18 protein-coding genes are annotated in these 17,032 nt (G+C 69.1%); 3 read left to right on the forward strand and 15 right to left on the reverse strand.

The window, feature by feature from the left end; all coding sequences use genetic code 11:
- Positions 1–10 precede the first annotated feature (10 nt).
- A complete protein-coding gene (hemB, locus tag QLQ86_RS02615) occupies positions 11–1,012 on the reverse strand; it encodes a porphobilinogen synthase (RefSeq protein WP_407650039.1) in 1,002 nt (333 codons plus the stop codon).
- Between the two features lie 227 nt (positions 1,013–1,239).
- On the opposite strand from hemB, the gene elbB reads away from it, so the two are divergent.
- The gene (elbB, locus tag QLQ86_RS02620; RefSeq protein WP_282734192.1) at positions 1,240–1,902 is read left to right on the forward strand and encodes an isoprenoid biosynthesis glyoxalase ElbB; all 663 of its coding nucleotides are present in this window, start codon (positions 1,240–1,242) and stop codon (positions 1,900–1,902) included.
- A 118-nt stretch (positions 1,903–2,020) separates the two neighbouring features.
- On the opposite strand, the gene tatC is transcribed toward elbB, so the two are convergent.
- The 13 genes from tatC to QLQ86_RS02685 form a co-directional block, all read right to left on the reverse strand.
- A complete protein-coding gene (tatC, locus tag QLQ86_RS02625) occupies positions 2,021–2,788 on the reverse strand; it encodes a twin-arginine translocase subunit TatC (protein ID WP_282734193.1) in 768 nt (255 codons plus the stop codon).
- Positions 2,785–3,225 (reverse strand): Sec-independent protein translocase protein TatB, encoded by a 441-nt coding sequence (gene tatB / locus QLQ86_RS02630; protein ID WP_282815824.1) that lies wholly within the window; start codon positions 3,223–3,225, stop codon positions 2,785–2,787. Before tatB ends, tatC begins: the two co-directional genes overlap by 4 nt.
- Positions 3,226–3,231: 6 nt before the next feature.
- Entirely contained in the window at positions 3,232–3,510 is a 279-nt protein-coding gene (gene tatA, locus QLQ86_RS02635; RefSeq protein ID WP_282734195.1) for a Sec-independent protein translocase subunit TatA, read from the reverse strand.
- 52 nt (positions 3,511–3,562) lie between these two features.
- Positions 3,563–3,898, reverse strand: a complete 336-nt coding sequence (locus QLQ86_RS02640) for a phosphoribosyl-ATP diphosphatase (protein ID WP_282734196.1) — start codon at positions 3,896–3,898, stop codon at positions 3,563–3,565.
- Positions 3,899–3,941: 43 nt separating this feature from the next.
- On the reverse strand, positions 3,942–5,564 hold the full coding sequence (ubiB, locus tag QLQ86_RS02645; RefSeq protein WP_282734197.1) for a ubiquinone biosynthesis regulatory protein kinase UbiB: 1,623 nt from the start codon (positions 5,562–5,564) through the stop codon (positions 3,942–3,944).
- The gene (locus QLQ86_RS02650; protein WP_282734198.1) at positions 5,561–6,202 is read right to left on the reverse strand and encodes a ubiquinone biosynthesis accessory factor UbiJ; all 642 of its coding nucleotides are present in this window, start codon (positions 6,200–6,202) and stop codon (positions 5,561–5,563) included. Before QLQ86_RS02650 ends, ubiB begins: the two co-directional genes overlap by 4 nt.
- Before the next feature lie 7 nt (positions 6,203–6,209).
- Positions 6,210–6,965 carry a bifunctional demethylmenaquinone methyltransferase/2-methoxy-6-polyprenyl-1,4-benzoquinol methylase UbiE gene (ubiE, locus tag QLQ86_RS02655; RefSeq protein ID WP_282734199.1) on the reverse strand — a complete coding sequence of 252 codons (756 nt, stop codon included), beginning with the start codon at positions 6,963–6,965 and terminating at the stop codon, positions 6,210–6,212.
- Positions 6,966–7,065: 100 nt separating this feature from the next.
- The gene (locus tag QLQ86_RS02660) at positions 7,066–7,449 is read right to left on the reverse strand and encodes a DUF971 domain-containing protein (RefSeq protein ID WP_282734200.1); all 384 of its coding nucleotides are present in this window, start codon (positions 7,447–7,449) and stop codon (positions 7,066–7,068) included.
- 62 nt (positions 7,450–7,511) lie between these two features.
- The gene (gene hslU, locus QLQ86_RS02665) at positions 7,512–8,834 is read right to left on the reverse strand and encodes an ATP-dependent protease ATPase subunit HslU (protein WP_282734201.1); all 1,323 of its coding nucleotides are present in this window, start codon (positions 8,832–8,834) and stop codon (positions 7,512–7,514) included.
- A 2-nt stretch (positions 8,835–8,836) separates the two neighbouring features.
- Positions 8,837–9,355 (reverse strand): ATP-dependent protease subunit HslV, encoded by a 519-nt coding sequence (gene hslV, locus QLQ86_RS02670; protein WP_282734202.1) that lies wholly within the window; start codon positions 9,353–9,355, stop codon positions 8,837–8,839.
- A 151-nt stretch (positions 9,356–9,506) separates the two neighbouring features.
- Positions 9,507–10,238, reverse strand: coding sequence for an SPOR domain-containing protein (locus QLQ86_RS02675; protein ID WP_282815825.1), 732 nt, complete (start codon positions 10,236–10,238; stop codon positions 9,507–9,509).
- Between the two features lie 3 nt (positions 10,239–10,241).
- Positions 10,242–11,927 carry an arginine--tRNA ligase gene (gene argS / locus QLQ86_RS02680; RefSeq protein ID WP_282815826.1) on the reverse strand — a complete coding sequence of 562 codons (1,686 nt, stop codon included), beginning with the start codon at positions 11,925–11,927 and terminating at the stop codon, positions 10,242–10,244.
- A gap of 102 nt (positions 11,928–12,029) precedes the next feature.
- Positions 12,030–14,273, reverse strand: a complete 2,244-nt coding sequence (locus QLQ86_RS02685) for a primosomal protein N' (protein WP_282815827.1) — start codon at positions 14,271–14,273, stop codon at positions 12,030–12,032.
- A gap of 147 nt (positions 14,274–14,420) precedes the next feature.
- Here QLQ86_RS02685 and rpmE point away from each other — a divergent pair, with 147 nt between their 5' ends.
- Together rpmE and QLQ86_RS02695 are read left to right on the forward strand one after the other, a co-directional pair.
- Entirely contained in the window at positions 14,421–14,633 is a 213-nt protein-coding gene (gene rpmE / locus QLQ86_RS02690; RefSeq protein WP_040185115.1) for a 50S ribosomal protein L31, read from the forward strand.
- A gap of 260 nt (positions 14,634–14,893) precedes the next feature.
- Positions 14,894–16,165: a malic enzyme-like NAD(P)-binding protein gene (locus tag QLQ86_RS02695; protein ID WP_282815828.1), complete on the forward strand. Its 1,272-nt coding sequence runs from the start codon at positions 14,894–14,896 to the stop codon at positions 16,163–16,165.
- An 81-nt stretch (positions 16,166–16,246) separates the two neighbouring features.
- Here QLQ86_RS02695 and QLQ86_RS02700 read toward each other — a convergent pair whose 3' ends face one another.
- On the reverse strand, positions 16,247–17,011 hold the full coding sequence (locus tag QLQ86_RS02700; protein WP_407650029.1) for a DUF481 domain-containing protein: 765 nt from the start codon (positions 17,009–17,011) through the stop codon (positions 16,247–16,249).
- Positions 17,012–17,032 lie beyond the last annotated feature (21 nt).

Raw genomic sequence — 17,032 nt, forward strand, 5'->3', positions numbered from 1 at the left:
CTCCCGTCGGCTATGTCGTCGCGAGCAGCCTGGCCGCGCGCTTGGCGAAGTAGGTCAGCACGCCGTCGGCGCCGGCGCGCTTGAAGCAGAGCAGCGATTCGAGAATCACCGCGTCCGCCTCCAGCCAGCCGTTCTCGAAGGCGGCCATGTGCATGGCGTACTCGCCGCTCACCTGGTAGGCGAAGGTGGGCACCTTGAGTTCGTCCTTCACCCGGCGCACCACGTCCAGGTAGGGCATGCCGGGCTTGATCATCACCATGTCGGCCCCCTCGGCCAGGTCCAGGGCCACCTCGTGGAGCGCCTCGTCGCCGTTGCCCGGGTCCATCTGGTAGGTGGTCTTGTCGGCCTTGCCCAGGTTGCCGGCGGAGCCCACGGCGTCGCGGAAGGGGCCGTAGTAGCGCGAGGCGTACTTGGCGCTGTAGGCCATGATCCGGGTGTTGACCAGCTGCTCCTGCTCCAGCACGTGGCGGATCGAGCCGATGCGGCCGTCCATCATGTCCGAAGGGGCCACCATATCGGCGCCCGCCTCGGCGTGGGAGAGCGCCTGCTTGAGCAGGGTCTCCACGGTGCGGTCATTGTGGACGTAGCCCGCCTCGTCGAGGATGCCGTCCTGGCCGTGGCTGGTGTAGGGGTCGAGCGCCACGTCGGTGATGATGCCGAGCCCGGGGATCGCCTCCTTGAGGGCGCGCACGCTGCGCTGGACGAGGCCCGAGGCGTTGTAGGCCTCCTCGGCCAGTTCGCTCTTCAGCGCCGTGCCCACCACCGGGAAGAGGGCGATGGCCGGGATGCCGAGCGCAAAGGCCTCCCGGGCCTCCTCGATCAGCAGGTCGAGCGACAGCCGCTCGACGCCCGGCATGGAGGGCACCGCCTCGCGCTGGCCCTCGCCCTCGAGCACGAACACCGGCCAGATCAGGTCGGCCGCGGTCAGGGTGTGCTCGCGCATCAGGCGGCGCGAGAAGTCGTCGCGGCGCATGCGGCGCAGGCGTGAGGTCGGGAACTGGCGTGTGGTCATGAAGCTCAAGGCGTCTCTCCGGATAGGGGGATCGGGACCGCCGCCCCCGTCATTATGGCGATGCCGGATGACGGCCTGATGACAGCGGGAGTCGAATGCCTCGAGTATATCAGTGTCGCCCGGCGTCGAAAGCCGCGCCTTGTCGCACCCTGGCCGACTCTCTAAAGTGAAGGCTTGCGGATTTCAGGGCCTGGCTTCGCCGGGCGCCTACCTTCAAGGAGAAAGGCATGAGCAAACAGGTGGCGGTCATCCTCTCGGGATGCGGGGTGCAGGACGGTGCCGAGATCTACGAGACCACCCTGACCCTGCTGCGCCTCGATCAGCTGGGCCTGGGCTATCGCTGCTTCGCCCCCGACATCGAGCAGCATCATGTCGTCGATCATCGTCGCGGCGAGGTGGCCGACGGCGAGCGTCGCAATGTGCTGACCGAGTCGGCGCGCCTGGCCCGCGGCGAGATCGCGCCCCTCGACGAGCTCGAGGCCGACGACTTCGATGCGATCATCCTCCCCGGCGGCTTCGGTGTCGCCAAGAACCTCTCGAACTTCGCCGAGGCTGGGGATGGCATGCAGGTGCTCGACGAGCTCACCGAGGCGCTGTCCGGCTTCCATGAGGCGCGCAAGCCGATCGGCCTGATGTGCATCAGCCCGGTGCTGGTGCCGCGCCTGCTCGGCCCCGGCATCGCCGTGACCGTGGGGCACGATCCGGGCGTCGCCGGGGCGATCAGTGCCATGGGCGGCCTGCACCGCAGCTGCGGGGTCGAGGACATCGTGGTGGATTTCGAGAACCGCGTGGTGACCACCCCGGCCTACATGCTGGCCACGCGCATCAGCGAGGCCGCCACCGGCATCTTCAAGCTGGTCGACCGCATCGACGAATTGATGGACCTGTAAGTTTTAAGCGCCGAGCGCCGAGCTACAAGCAAGCCCCGAAGTCTTCGAGCTTCGGGGCTTGCTTTTGCCGGGTTGGGTCTTAGTCGGGTCTTATCGTGCTGGCCTTGGCCGCTTGGCGCTATGCTTCCTCGTCTTCCTCGTCCTTCTCCCGCTTGCGGCGGACCAGGCGACCGAACAGCAGACCGACCTCGTAGAGCAGGTACATCGGCACCGCCAGCAGGCTCTGGGAGACCACGTCTGGCGGGGTGAGCAGCATGCCGATGACGAAGCAGCCCAGCACCACGTAGGGGCGCTTCTTCGACAGGCTCTCCACCGTGGTGGCGCCCGAGAGGATCAGCAGGAAGGTGGCGATGGGGATCTCGAAGGCCACCCCGAAGGCGAAGAACAGCTTGAGGACGAAGTTCAGGTACTGGTTGATGTCGGTCATCACCGCGACGTTCTCCGGCCCGGTCTGGGTGAAGAACTGGAACAGCAGCGGGAAGACGACGTAGTAGGCGAAGGCGGCGCCACCGTAGAACAGCGCCACGCTGGAGGCCAGGATCGGCAGCGCCAGCGCCTTCTCGTTGTCGTAGAGCCCCGGGGCCACGAAGGCCCAGGCCTGGTGCAGCACGTAGGGAATGGCGGCGAACACCGCCACCACCAGGGTCAGCTTGAAGGGCGCGAGGAAGGGAGAGGCCACCTCGGTGGCGATCATCTGCGATCCTTCCGGCAGCAGCGCCATCAGCGGCTGGGCGACGAAGGAGTAGATGTCGTTGGCAAAGGCATAGAGGCCCAGGAAGATCACCAGGATCGCGATCACGGCGCGCATCAGTCGCGAGCGCAGCTCGATCAGGTGCTCGATCAGCGGGGCCTGGTTCTGCTCCTTGGGGTCACCGGTCTTGCTCATCGGGGGGCAGAATCCTTGTCGGCGTTGGAGGCATCGGCGGGGCGCTGGGAATCATCTGCCTCGCTGCCCGTGCGGGCCCTGGCGAGGGCGTCGTCGAGCCGCTTCTCGGGCGGGGCTGCCGGCGGGGCCTCGCCGGTGTCGTTGGCACGCGAGGCCGACGGGCGCTTGTCGCTCTCCTCCTCGGCGATGCTCTCCACGCCGCGCTTGACCTGCTGGACGCCCTCGTCGAGTTTCTTCTGCTGCTCGTTGAGCTTCTGGCGCAGCTCCTCCGCCTCGAGCTGGGCACTGATCTCGCGCTGCATGCCCGAGACGGTGCGCTTGATCTTGCCGATCCACAGCCCCAGGGTGCGCGCCGCCTTGGGCAGGCGCTCGGGACCCAGCACCAGCAGGCCCACCACGCCGATGAGCATCAGTTCGAGAAAGCCCATATCGAACATGGCGGGTTACTTGCGCTCTTCCTGGTGCTCTTCCTTGTCATGGGCCTTCTGCTCGGCCTTGACGTCGTAGGTATTGACCTCTTCGTCATGGCTGACGCGGGCCTGGGGGTCGTCCGCCTTCTCGCCCTCGTCCTTATCCTTCTCTTCCTCGTGCATGGCCTTCTTGAAGCCCTTCACGGCGCCGCCGAGGTCACCGCCGACGTTGCGCAGCTTCTTGGTGCCGAAGATCAGGATGATGATGCCGAGAACGATCAGCAGCTGCCAGATACTGATACCACCTAACATAGTTGCTTCCTCAGGTTGGGGCTCCGGGAGGTCCCGGAAGGGCCAGTTGACGCTAGGGTTGCCGTGCGGCCTTCTCGTCGTGTCCGGAGACGCCGAAGCGGCGGGCCAGCTCATCCAGGACCTGGCGGTGGTCGAGGCCCAGGTGCGAGAGCATTACCAGGCTATGAAACCACAGGTCGGCCGTTTCGGCGATCAACGCTTGGCGTGCCGACTCGTCGCCATGCTCGGCGTCCTTGGCGGCCAGCAGGGTCTCGGTGGCTTCCTCGCCGACCTTCTCGAGTATCTTGTTCAGTCCCTTGTGATGCAAGGCCGCCACATAGGAATCCTGTGGCTCCGCCCGGCGGCGTTCTTCGAGCACAACGTGAAGACGGTCGAGGATATCGCTCATGGGAGAAGGTTCCGTTGCAGTGGGTGGAAGAGCGGGGCGGACATCAGTGCCAGGCCAGCAGCAGCACGCCGAGGGCGGCGGCGGCCAGGGCCGGCCAGGGCTGACCTGCGGCCCACTCGCTCAGCGGCTGCCAGGCGAGAGCGGCGACCAGCAGCAGCAGGCCCAGCCGAAGCCGCCGCTGGCTCCTGCCCCGCTGGCTCAGCGCTCGGGAGATCCCGCCCATGGCGTCGACCTGGCGGCGCCGCTGGCGGTGTTCCAGCTCGGTTCGGGTGAGGACCTGGTGGGCGAGCACCGGCAGCTCGGGCAGTTGACGAGAGAGCTCCGGGGCCTGTCGCTTGAGCGACTCCCAGAGGCCGCTGGCGCCGGCGCGCTCCTTCATCCAGCGCTCCAGGTAGGGCTTGGCGGTGCTCCACAGGTCCAGGTCGGGGTAGAGCTGGCGGCCGAGCCCCTCGATGTTGAGCAGCGTCTTCTGCAGCAGTACCAGCTGCGGCTGGACCTCCATGTTGAAGCGTCGAGCGGTCTGGAACAGGCCCAGCAGCACCTGGCCGAAGGAGATGTCCTTGAGCGGCTTCTCGAGGATCGGCTCGCACACCGTGCGGATCGCCGCGGCGAACTCGTTGGCGCGGGTCCCCTCGCCCACCCAGCCCGACTCGATGTGCAGCGCCGCCACCTCGTAGTAGTCCTGGTGGAAGAAGGCCAGCAGGTTGCGTGCCAGGTAGTCCTGGTCCTCGCGGGTCAGGCTGCCGACGATGCCGCAGTCGATGGCGATGTACTGCGGGTCGTGGGGATGTTCGAAAGAGACGAAGATGTTGCCCGGGTGCATGTCGGCATGGAAGAAGTTGTCGCGGAACACCTGGGTGAAGAAGATCTCCACGCCGCGTTCGGCCAGCTTCTTGAGGTCGGTGCCCTGGGCGAGCAGCGCCGCGGTATCGGCCACCGGGACCCCGTAGATGCGCTCCTGCACCATCACCCGGTGGTGGGTCAGCGCCCAGTGGATGGCCGGCACGTAGAGCAGCGGCGAGCCCTTGAAGTTGCGCTTGAGCTGGGAGGTGTTGGCGGCCTCCTTGGTGAGGTCGAGCTCGTCGAAGAGCGTGGCCTCGTAGTCGCGAACCACTTCCACCGGGCGCAGTCGGCGGGCCTCGGGAATTCTTGCCAGCACGCTGGCGAAGCGATACATCAACGCCATGTCCTGGCGCATCACGCGCTCGATCCCCGGACGGATGATCTTGACCACCACGGCTTCGCCCCCGTGCAGCCGGGCGGCATGCACCTGGGCGACGGAGGCCGAGGCCAGGGGCTCGGGCTCGAAGCTGGCGAAGGCATCCTCCAGCGACATCCCCAGCTCCTCCTCGACCAGGGCCATGGCCTGGTGGCCGGGAAAGGGCGGCACCTGGTCCTGGAGCCGCTGCAGTTCGTCGGCTATGTCCTCGGGCAGCAGGTCGCGGCGGGTCGAGAGCATCTGGCCGAACTTGACGAAGATCGGCCCCAGCGACTCCAGCGCCAGGCGCAGGCGCACGCCCCGGGAGCGGTCGCCGATCGGCACCAGGCGCAGCGGTGAAAGCGTGAACAGGCCGCGCAGCCACCAGGGCATCCGCTCCAGCGGCAGCAGGGTATCGAGCCGGTAGCGGGTGATCACCCAGAAGATGCGCGTGAGCCGCAGGATCATCGAGTCGTCTCCGGCGGGGCCAGGCGACGTCGCAGCCGCGCCAGGCGCGCCTCGAGGCGGTCGGTGGCGATCTCCACCTCGGTCAGCTGGTCGCGCAGCGCCTCGAGCTGGTGACGCCCCGGCAGCAGCCGTGCCTCCTCGAAGACATATTCGCCCACGTCGGCGCAGAACTCCTGGCGGGTGCGCAGGCCCCATCGGGAGAGGCTGCGCAGCCCCTCGGCCAGGCTATGGGCCGGGATGTCGCCGAGCCAGCGGGCGAGTTCCGCCTCCCAGTCCAGGTCGAGGTCGAGCAGCAGGTCGCGGGTCGCTTCCAGCAGATGGGTGCGCCCCCGCACGGCGAGCTTGCCCTGGAACATCAGGCGCTCGACGGAGGCCCCGCCCAGCAGTTCGCCGAGAGTCTCGGCATCCAGCTCGACCACGGCGTCGAAGCCCTCCTCGGCGGTGTCGACGGGGCGCAGCAGGTCGAGGCCGGCCGGGTGGAAGTGGATGGCCAGCGCCAGGGCGGGGCGCTCCAGGCGCAACAGGATGCGCTGGCCAGCCAGCCGGGCCAGCCGCGACGGCGCCGCCGGATCGCGGGCGAGCAGGGCGTTCAGGGTGCGTTCCAGGCCGGCCAGCAGCAGGGTGGGAGACAACGCCATCATGCCCTCACAGCTTGATGCCGCGGTGCAGGGCGACGATGCCCCCGGTGAGGTTGGTGTACTCGACGCGCTCCAGCCCGGCGGCCTCCATCATCGCCTTGAGGGTCTCCTGGTCGGGGTGCATGCGGATCGACTCGGCCAGGTAGCGGTAGCTGTCGGCGTCGCTCGCCACCAACTCGCCGATCTTCGGCAGCAGGCGGAAGGAGTACTCGTCGTAGGCCCTGGAGAACAACGGGTTGCCCGGCTTGGAGAACTCCAGCACCAGCAGGCGTCCGCCGGGCTTGAGCACTCGGGTCATGGAGCGCAGCGCGGCGTCCTTGTCGGTGACGTTGCGCAGGCCGAAGGCGATGGTGATGCAGTCGAAGGTGTTGTCGGGGAAGGGCAGGCACTCGGCGTTGGCCTGCACGTACTCGACGTTGCCGCCGATGCCCCTGTCGAGCAGCTTGTCGCGGCCGACCCGCAGCATGGACTCGTTGATGTCGGCCAGCACCACCCGGCCGCGGGGGCCCACCATGCGCGAGAACTTTCCCGTCAGGTCGCCGGTGCCGCCGGCGATGTCGAGCACGCTGTGGCCCGGGCGCACGCCGGAACGCTCGATGGTCAGGCGCTTCCACAGGCGATGGATGCCCATCGACATCAGGTCGTTCATGACGTCGTAGCGGGCCGCCACCGAGTGGAAGACATGGGCCACGCGCGAGGCCTTCTCCCCGACCGGGACTTCCTGATAGCCGAAGTGGGTGGTGTGCTTGTCACTGGCGCTCATGCCGTGGGGGCTCCCGAATCGCTGTGATGGGGGAGGCCTGGCGGCCTCGCAATGGGCGCCATTGTAGCCTCCCCCGGCGACGATTGTCTTGACGCCACCCCTACAGCTGCTTGATCTCGATGCCCAGGGGCTCCCGGGAGGCGCCGGCCTCTTCCAGTCGGCGCAGGTAGTCGGCCCAGTTGGCCTCGCGCCGCCGGATCAGGTCGTAGAGGTAGTCCCAGCTGAAGAGCCCGCTGTCGTGGCCGTCGTCGAAGTGCAGCTTGAGGGCATAGCGGCCGGTCTGGGTGATGTCCTTCAGGCCGACGTGCTTCTTGCCCACCTGCAGGGTGGCGGTATCGGGGCCATGGCCGCGTACCTCGGCGGAGGGCGAGAAGACCCGCAGGTACTCCACCGGCAGCCGGTAGCTCTCGCCGCCTTCGTAGGTGAGCTCGAGCTCGCGGTCCTTCTTGTGGTAATGCACCCTGGTGGGAATCGGGGCTGTCATGGTACCTCCTGGCTTGTTTCGCACCTCGAGCTTCGCGCGGCTCGAGGTGCGAAGCCCGTGGCTTAGAGAATATACCGCGACAGGTCCTCGTCCATCGCCAGCTCGCCGAGCTGGGAGTCGACGTAGGCGGCATCGATCGACAGCGGGCTGCCGAAGTCGCCACCCAGGTACGAGGCCTCCTCGAGCAGGCGCTCCATCACGGTGTGCAGGCGGCGGGCGCCGATGTTCTCGGTGCCCTCGTTCACCTTCCAGGCGATCTCGGCGATGCGCGCGATGCCGTCCTCCGTGAAGGCGACCTCGAGCCCCTCGGTGGCCAGCAGCGCCTGGTACTGCTTGGTCAGCGCGGCGGAGGGCTCGGTGAGGATGCGCTTGAAGTCCTCCGGCGTCAGGGCGTTGAGCTCGACGCGGATCGGCAGCCGGCCCTGCAGCTCGGGGATCAGGTCCGACGGGCGCGACAGGTGGAAGGCACCGGAGGCGATGAACAGGATGTGGTCGGTGCGCACCATGCCGTACTTGGTGGAGACCGTGGAGCCCTCGATCAGCGGCAGCAGGTCGCGCTGGACGCCCTCGCGGGAGACCTCGCCACCGCTGGACTGGCCGCTGCCCTTGCAGACCTTGTCGATCTCGTCGAGGAAGACGATGCCGTTCTGTTCCACCGCCTCGACGGCGCGGCTCTTGATGTCGTCCTCGTTGACCAGCTTGCCGGCCTCCTCGTCCCGCAGCAGGCCGAAGGCGTCCTTTACCGCCACCCGGCGGATCTCGCTCTTCTGCTTGCCCATGCCGGCGAACAGGTTCTGCAGCTGGCTGGTCATCTCCTCCATGCCTGGCGGGGTCATGATGTCGACGCCGGAACCCTGGGGCGTGACCTCGATGTCGATCTCCTTGTCGTCGAGCTGTCCCTCGCGCAGCTTCTTGCGGAAGATCTGGCGGGTCGAGCTGTCCTGGCGGGGCTCGTCCTCCTGGCCACGGGGCGGTGGCAGCAGGGCGTCGAGGATGCGCTCCTCGGCGGCGTCCTCCGCACGGTGGCCCACCTCGGCCTTGGCCTGCTCGCGCACCAGCTTGATGGCGGCCTCGGTCAGGTCACGGATGATCGATTCGACGTCGCGGCCCACATAGCCCACCTCGGTGAACTTGGTGGCCTCGACCTTGATGAAGGGGGCGCCGGCCAGCTTGGCCAGGCGGCGCGCGATCTCGGTCTTGCCCACGCCGGTGGGGCCGATCATCAGGATGTTCTTGGGCGTCACCTCATGTCGCAGCTCACCGTCGAGCTGCATGCGACGCCAGCGGTTGCGCAGGGCAATGGCCACGGCGCGCTTGGCGTCCTGCTGGCCGACGATGTACTGGTCCAGGGCGTGGACGATCTCGCGGGGGGTCATCCGGGTCATGGTCAGAGCTCTTCCAGGGTGACGTTGTGGTTGGTGAACACGCAGATGTCACCGGCGATGGTCAGGGACTTCTCGGTGATCTCGCGGGCACCGAGTTCGGTGTTCTCGAGCAGGGCACGGGCGGCGGCCAGGGCGAAGTTGCCGCCGGAGCCGATGGCGATGATGCCCCCCTCGGGCTCCACCACGTCACCGTTGCCGGTGATGATCAGCGAGGCATCCTTGTTGGCCACGGCGAGCAGCGCCTCGAGACGGCGCAGGGCACGGTCGGTGCGCCAGTCCTTGGCCAGTTCCACGGCGGCCTTGACCAGGTTGCCCTGGTACTTCTCGAGCTGCGCCTCGAAGCGCTCGAAGAGGGTGAAGGCATCGGCGGTGCCGCCGGCGAAGCCGGCCAGGACCTGGCCGTGGTAGAGGCGGCGCACCTTGCTGGCGTTGCCCTTCATCACGGTATTGCCCAGCGAGACCTGGCCGTCACCGGCCAGCGCCACCTGGTCACCGCGGCGCACGGAAACGATCGTGGTCATGGAGGGGACTCCTTGGGGGAGCACAGGGCTCCCGATGACTGGCGGCGCCGCGGGCGGGGCCGGGGCGCCGTGGATGAACTCAGGGAGTGACGTGCGGGCGGGGGGCGAGGAATTCAACCTTGGTCGTGCCTCCCTCGCCCGGTCGGGCGGGTCAGTTCTGCAGCTGGATCAGCAGCGGCTCGATGCCCTGGGTGACCATCAGGTCCTGGGCGCGGTTGAGCTCGCGCCGGTCGCTGTAGGGGCCGACCTGAACCCGGTGCCAGGTGTCGCCGCCACCGGCCTTGACCTCGCTGATCTTGGCGAGCAGGCCGAAGTCACGCAGCCGGCCCGCCAGCCTGCTGGCATCGCCCGCCTCGCGAAAGGAGGCAGCCTGCAGCATGAAGCGGGCATCGGCCGGCGGGTCGTCCGTCGCCTGAGTGTCCGGGCGGTCGTCCGGCGCCGTGGCGTCGGCGTCCAGGTTGGCGGCGATCACCTGGGCGATGGGGTCGTCGCCGGTGGTCGCCGCGGGCGTCTCGGGGCGCTCCGGCGGGGTGGCCGTGGAGGCCGGCACCTTGCCCCCGGGGGCAATCACCTCGGACTCCGGCAGCAGGGTGTAGAACTCGAAGGTCGGCATCGGCGGCTCCTCGGGGGTGGCGGCAGGTTCGCCTCCCCGGGATTCCTGGCGGTCCCCGGGTTTGGTCAGCACCGTGGCCAGCGGCGAGTCGCTGCCCTCCTGCCAGGGGGCGATGCCCTGCTGGTGCTGGGCCAGCAGGAAGCCTGCCACCAGGCCGACCAGGCCCCACAGCCAGCCCGGGATGCCGCGGCGCGGGGGCGGGGCGGAGCGGCGCCGCGGGCTGCTGGTGGCGCCGCGCTTGCGGGGGGCCGGTTTGCGGCTGCTGGCCATGGCTTACATCTCCTCGGGCGCGCCGACACCCATCAGGTCGAGGCCGTTGCGCAGGACCTGGCGCGTGGCCAACCCCAGCGCCAGCCGGGCGTTGCGCAGGGCGTCCTCGTCGACCATCACCTTCACCGCGTTGTAGCAGGTGTGGAAGTCGGCGGCGAGGTCGAGCAGGTACTGGGCGATCTGCTGGGGCTCGTGGGCGGCGGCGGCGTGCTGGACCACCTCGGGATAGCGGGCCAGGCGGTTGAGCAGCGCCTTCTCCTGGTCGGCCTCCAGCAGGGGCAGGCTCTGCATGGCCAGGGCGGGATCGAACGGCTTCTCCTCGGCCTCGGCCTTGCGCAGCATGCTGCACACCCGGGCGTGGGCGTACTGCACGTAGTAGACCGGGTTGTCGTTGGACTGGGAGCGGGCCAGGTCGATGTCGAAGGTGAGCTGGGAGTCCGCCCGGCGGGCGGCCAGGAAGAAGCGGGTCGCATCGCGGCCCACCTCGTCGATCAGGTCGCGCACCGTGACGTAGCTGCCGGCGCGCTTGGAGAGCTTCACCTCGACCCCGGAGCGGGTGACCATCACCATCTGGTGCAGGACGTAGTCGGGCCAGCCTTGAGGGATGCCGGCCTCGAGGGCCTGGAGGCCGGCGCGCACTCGGGTCACGGTGGAGTGGTGGTCGGCCCCCTGCTCGTTGATCACGGTCTCGAAGCCGCGCTGCCACTTGTCCAGGTGGTAGGCGACGTCGGGCAGGAAGTAGGTGTAGTGGCCGTCGGACTTGCGCATCACCCGGTCCTTGTCGTCGCCGAAGTCGGTGGTGCGCAGCCACAGGGCGCCGTCCTGCTCAAAGGTATGGCCCTTCTCGATCAGCCGCTGGACGGTGGCCTCGACCTTGCCCTGCTCGTAGAGGGAGGACTCCAGGAAGTAGACGTCGAACGTCACGCCGAAGGCCTTCAGGTCGAGGTCCTGCTCGCGACGCAGGTAGGCCACGGCGAAGTCGCGGATGGCGTCGAGGTCGTCCGGGTCGCCTGCCGCCGTAACGTGACGGTCATCGGCATGCACCGTCTCCCCGGCCAGGTAGGCGTTGGCCACGTCGATGATGTAGCCGCCGCGGTAGCCGTCCGCCGGCCAGCCCGGGTCGCCGGGGTCGATGCCCTTGACCCGCGCCTGCACCGAGCGCGCCAGGTTGCTGATCTGGGCGCCGGCGTCGTTGTAGTAGAACTCGCGGGTCACCTCGTGGCCGGTGGCCTCGAGCAGGCGACAGATGCTGTCGCCGATGGCGGCGCCGCGGCCGTGGCCGACGTGCAGCGGCCCGGTGGGGTTGGCGGAGACGAACTCCACCTGCACCTGGCGGCCCTGGCCGATGAGGTTGCGGCCGAAGGCATCCCCGGCCTCGAGCACTTGGCGCACGACCTGGGCGGCGGCGTCGGTGGCGGCGAAGAAGTTGACGAAGCCCGGGCCGGCGATCTCCACCTTCTGCACGGCGTCGCTCGCCGGCAGGGCCGCGACCAGCGCCTCGGCCAGCTCGCGGGGCTTGCGGCCGGCCGGCTTGGCCAGCATCAGCGCCAGGTTGGTGGCGTAGTCGCCGTGGGCCTTGTCGCGGGTCGGGTCGACCTTGATGGTCGGCGCGAGATCGGCGGGCAGCACGCCCTGCTTCCGGAGGTTGTCCAGGGCGCCCTCGAGCAGCGCGATGATGGTCTCTTTCATGGAAGTGTCCGGTGTCCTGTGGCGTGGGCGGTGCGGGGCGACCGCCGGGCGAGTCTGGGGCGCCATTATCGGCAATCGGCGCCGGGCTTTAAAGGTGTGTGGTCAGGCCAGGGTCTGCGGGTCGATGTCCAGTGACCAGCGCACCCGTCGCGCCTCGGGGCGGCCCTCGAGCCAGGCGACCAGCCAGGCGCCGGCCTCGTGCAGCTGGCTGCGGCGGTCGGCGGCCAGCATCAGCTGCAGGTGGTAGCGGTTCTGGCGCCGCTCCATGGGGGCCGGGACCGGGCCCAGGCAGTCGACCGCGAGGCCGCGCTCGCCGATCCGCTGGCGCAGGGCCTCGGCGGCCAGGCCCCCCAGGGCGACCACGGCCGGCTCGCGGGGCGCCTCGAGGCGCAGCAGGGCGAGGAAGCGGAAGGGCGGCAGCCGGGCGGCCCGCCGCTCCTCCAGCAACTGGCCGGCGAGGGCGTCGTAGCCCCGCTCGGCCAGCAGGCGCAGGTGCGGGTCGTCGGTGTGCAGGGTCTGCACCAGCACCCGGCCGGGGTGCGCGGCGCGGCCGGCGCGGCCCGCCACCTGCTCGAGCAGCTGGGCGCTATGCTCCAGCGCCCGGAAGTCGCTGGCATAGAGGCCGGCATCGGCATTCACTACCACCACCAGGGTGACGTGGGGCAGGTGGTGTCCCTTGGCCAGCATCTGGGTCCCCACCAGCAGGCAGGGGTCGCCGCGGCGTACCTCGGCCAGCATCTGCTCGAGGGCGTCGCGGCGTCGGGTGCTGTCGCGGTCGATGCGGTGCACCGGCACCTCGGGGAACAGCGACGTCAGGGTCTCCTCGGTGCGCTCGGTGCCGCTGCCCAGCGGGCGCAAGTCGACGCTGCCGCAGGTTGGGCAGGCGTCGGGGAGGGCGCGGCGCCGGTCGCAGTGGTGGCAGGCCAGCAGCGGCGGCTGCCGGTGCAGGGTCATGCGCGCATCACAGTGGTCGCACTCGGCCATCCAGCCGCAGGCATGGCAGGCCAGGGTGGGGGCAAAGCCGCGTCGGTTGATGAAGACCAGCACCTGGTGGCCGGCGGCCAGGGTGTCGCGGACCGTCTCGATCACCGGCGGGATCAGTCCGCCCTGGCGGCGGCGGCCGCGCAGGTCGACGAGCTCGAGGCGCGCCGGGGCATGGCGGCTCGCCCGACGGGTCAGGCGCAGGTGGCGGTAGTCGCCCTGCAGCGCCCGCTGCAGGGACTCCAGCGACGGGGTGGCGCTGCCCAGCACCAGCGGGATGCGATGGTGGTGGGCGCGGGCCACGGCCAGGTCGCGGGCATGGTAGCGCAGGCCGTCCTGCTGCTTGTAGGAGCCGTCATGCTCCTCGTCGACGATGATGACCCCGGGGCGGGCCAGGGGGGTGAAGATGGCCGACCGGGTACCCAGCACGATGGGCGCCCGGCCGCTGGCGGCGGCTTCCCAGGCATCGAGGCGCTCATGGTCGGTGAGCCCCGAGTGCAGCGCCACCACCGGCGCCCGGAAGCGGCGGCGGAAGCGGGCGAGGGTCTGGGGCGTCAGGCCGATCTCGGGGACCAGCACCAGGGCCTGGCGATGACGGCCGATGACCGCCTCGATCAGCTGCAGGTAGACCTCTGTCTTGCCGCTGCCGGTGACGCCATGCAGCAGGCAGGGATGGAAGCCGTCGAGCCGCTCGTGGATGGCGGCCAGCGCCACGGCCTGCTCCCGGTTGAGCGGCAGGGCGGGGTCGGCCAGCCCCGCGTCGCCCTGGGCCGGCGGCGAGGCCGCCAGGGGTTCCTCGTGACGGGCCACCAGGCCCTTGTCGGCCAGGGCCCGCAGCTGGTCGCGGCTGAACGACTGGGCGAGGATCGCCTGGCTGACCAGCCCGTGGGGGTGCTGGCGCAGCATGGTCAGCAGTTCGGTCTGGCGGGGGGCTCGGGCGAGGCCCGGCGGAGCGTCCTGGCGGCCGGCCGCGGTGACGCTCCAGCGCTCGCGGGTGCGGGCCTCGAGCGCCCGGCCCTGGCGCAGCAGCCCCGGCATCGCCTGGTGCAGGGTGTCGCCGAGGGCATGCTGGTAGTAGCGGGCGGCGAAGCGGCACAGCCACAGCCAGTCGGCCGGCAGCGGGCCCTCGTCGAGGCAGCCCGCCACCGGCCTGAGGCTCGCGAGCGGCAGCTCACTCTCGTCGCGGCACTCCACGACCACGCCGACGACCTCCCGGCGGCCGAAGGGTACCTGCACCCGCAGGCCGGGCTGCCAGCCCCCCGGGGGAGAGTCGCGGCAGGGGCGGTAGTCGAATAGCCGGCGCAGCGGCGAGGGCAAGGCAACGCTTAGTACGCGTGGCACGGGCGGGCAGGGGGAATCGGGCAATTGGCCTCCGGCGTCGGCTCTGCTAGAATGCTTCGCCGCTGCGGACACCCCGAGTGCGTGGCGGCAACCGGTTCGCATCTACAGACAACCCGTATGCGGTGCCTGGCAGAAGATCAGGTGGCGGCATACAGCTTCATGAGGCTCAAGATGAAACAAGGTATCCACCCGGATTACAAGACGGTCAACGCGACCTGTTCCTGCGGCGCCACCTTCGAGGTCGGTACCACCGCCGGTCATGACTTCTCCCTGGACGTCTGCTCCCAGTGCCACCCCTTCTACACCGGCAAGCAGAAGCAGGCGACCACCGGTGGTCGCGTCGAGCGCTTCAACAAGCGCTTCGGTGCCGCCATCAAGCGCTGAGCCGCCAGGCAAGACGCAGCGAGAAACCCGCCCATCGTGGCGGGTTTCTTTATGTCCGGCTGTCGGCGCTCACGTTGGCTGTCTGCCGGCCGTCAGGATAAGCAAAGCGTTATGGCTGGCGGGTTCAGCCATAAGTGTCGCCAAATGGTCGACAACGTCTTCAAACGAGCGTACAACAGGGTGGATGTCTGCCGAGTTGAGCGCGACGGGCTTTTTGTATACGCTAGCCGACCTCCCACTGTTTACCGGATCCTCTCAGCATGACTGACGCGAAGAAGAAGGCGGCGCTGGACTACCACGCGAAACCCATCCCCGGGAAGCTGTCGGTGGAGCTCACCAAGCCGACCGCCACCGCCCGCGACCTCTCCCTGGCCTACAGCCCGGGCGTGGCGGAGCCGGTTCGCGAGATCGCCAGTGACCCGGAGAACGCCTACCTCTACACCGGCAAGGGCAACCTGGTGGCAGTGATCTCCGACGGCAGCGCCATCCTCGGTCTCGGCAACCTGGGCCCGCTGGCCAGCAAGCCGGTTATGGAAGGCAAGGGGGTGCTGTTCAAGCGCTTCGCCGGCATCAACTCGGTGGATATCGAGGTCAACGCCGAGAGCCCGCAGGCCTTCATCGACACCGTGGCGCGCATCGCCGACACCTGGGGCGGCATCAACCTCGAGGACATCAAGGCCCCGGAGTGCTTCGAGATCGAACAGGCGCTGGTCGAGCAGTGCAGCATCCCGGTGTTCCATGATGACCAGCACGGTACGGCCATCGTCACCGCCGCGGGCATGCTCAATGCCCTGGAGATCGCCGGCAAGTCGCTGGACAGCGCCCGCATCGTCTGCCTGGGGGCCGGCGCCGCGGCCATCGCCTGCATGAAGCTGCTGGTCTCCTGCGGCGCGCATCCCGAGAACATCGTGATGCTCGACCGCAAGGGGGTGATCCACAGCGGTCGCGAGGACCTGAACCAGTACAAGGCGATGTTCGCCGTGGAGACCGACAAGCGCACCCTGACCGACGCCATCGAGGGGGCCGACGTCTTCGTCGGCCTCTCCGGCCCGGGACTGATGAGTGCCGACCACATCCGCAGCATGGCCCCCAGCCCGGTGGTCTTCGCCTGCACCAACCCGGACCCGGAGATCCACCCCGACGTGGCCCGGGAGGCGCGCCCGGACGTGATCATGGCTACCGGCCGCTCCGACTACCCCAACCAGGTCAACAACGTGCTGGGGTTTCCCTTCATCTTCCGCGGGGCGCTCGACGTGCGCGCCACCCGCATCAACGAGGAGATGAAGGTCGCCGCCGTCCACGCCCTGAAGGACCTCGCCCGCGAGCCGGTACCGCAGGAGGTACTGGAGGCCTACGAGATGGACGAGATGAGCTTCGGGCCGGAGTACATCATTCCCACTCCCGTGGACATCCGCCTGCTCGACCGGATCTCCTCGGCGGTGGCCCAGGCCGCGGTGGACTCCGGGGTGGCGCGCAAGCCCTATCCCTCCCACTACCCGCTGAAGAGCGTGGATGACGTCTACGGCGGCTGAGCCGCGGAGGCCTTCCCCGTTGCACGACGCCGCCGGCCCTCGGGCCGGCGGCGTCGTCTGTGGCGTGCGGGACGCGGGTGGCTACCAGTCGTAGAGGAGGGAGGCGCTGGTGGTATGGTCGGTGCGGGCCTCGGCGCCCTCCGGCGGTCGGGAGTTGTCCCGGATCTCGTGGGAGAGCCGCAGGGCCAGATGGGAGTTGAGCCGTGAGGTGAGCGACGTCAGCGAGCGCGAGGTGGTGTTGTCATCGGTCGCCTCCACCGAGAACTCCTGCTCCAGGCTGGAAGTCTCCGAGAAGGACCACTCGTAGGCCAGCGCCCCGTAGGCCACGCCCAGGGAGGCGTTCTCCTCCCCCTCGATGCGGTCGTAGCGGTAGCCCGGGCCCGCCTCCAGCGAGAGCCGGTGTCGTCTGCCGTCGAGCAGGTCGCGGCCATAGCCGCCGATGGTGGTGAACTGCTGGTCGTAGCCGCTGAACAGGTCCTTCTCCCAGCGGGCGAAGCCGAATATATAGTGGGGGCCGTCGAGCTCGTAGCGCTCGCGGCCGGCCACCAGATATTGTTCGGCGCTGGTGTCGCCGTTGCGCGAGACGTTGCGCACCTCGCCGCGCAGGCTTTGGGTCCAGTCGCCGGTTACCCAGATGAGCCGGCCCTTGCCGATCAGGGTCTGGCTTTCGGTGTTGCCCGAGAGGTGGGTATAGCCCAGTTCGGCGCTGCCGCTGAAGCCCTGGTCATCCTCCTTGGGCGGTGGCGGGGCGTAGAAGGGGCCGGCCTGAGTGCCGCCGGCGATCGTCAGCAGGCCGCAGAGGGCCGCCCATCGAATCATCGAAGGGAGTGTCGCGGTATGCGGCATGGTGTCAGTCTCCCCGGGTTG

The sequence above is a fragment of the Halomonas rhizosphaerae genome (assembly GCF_030012485.1).
Classification (GTDB): domain Bacteria; phylum Pseudomonadota; class Gammaproteobacteria; order Pseudomonadales; family Halomonadaceae; genus Halomonas; species Halomonas rhizosphaerae.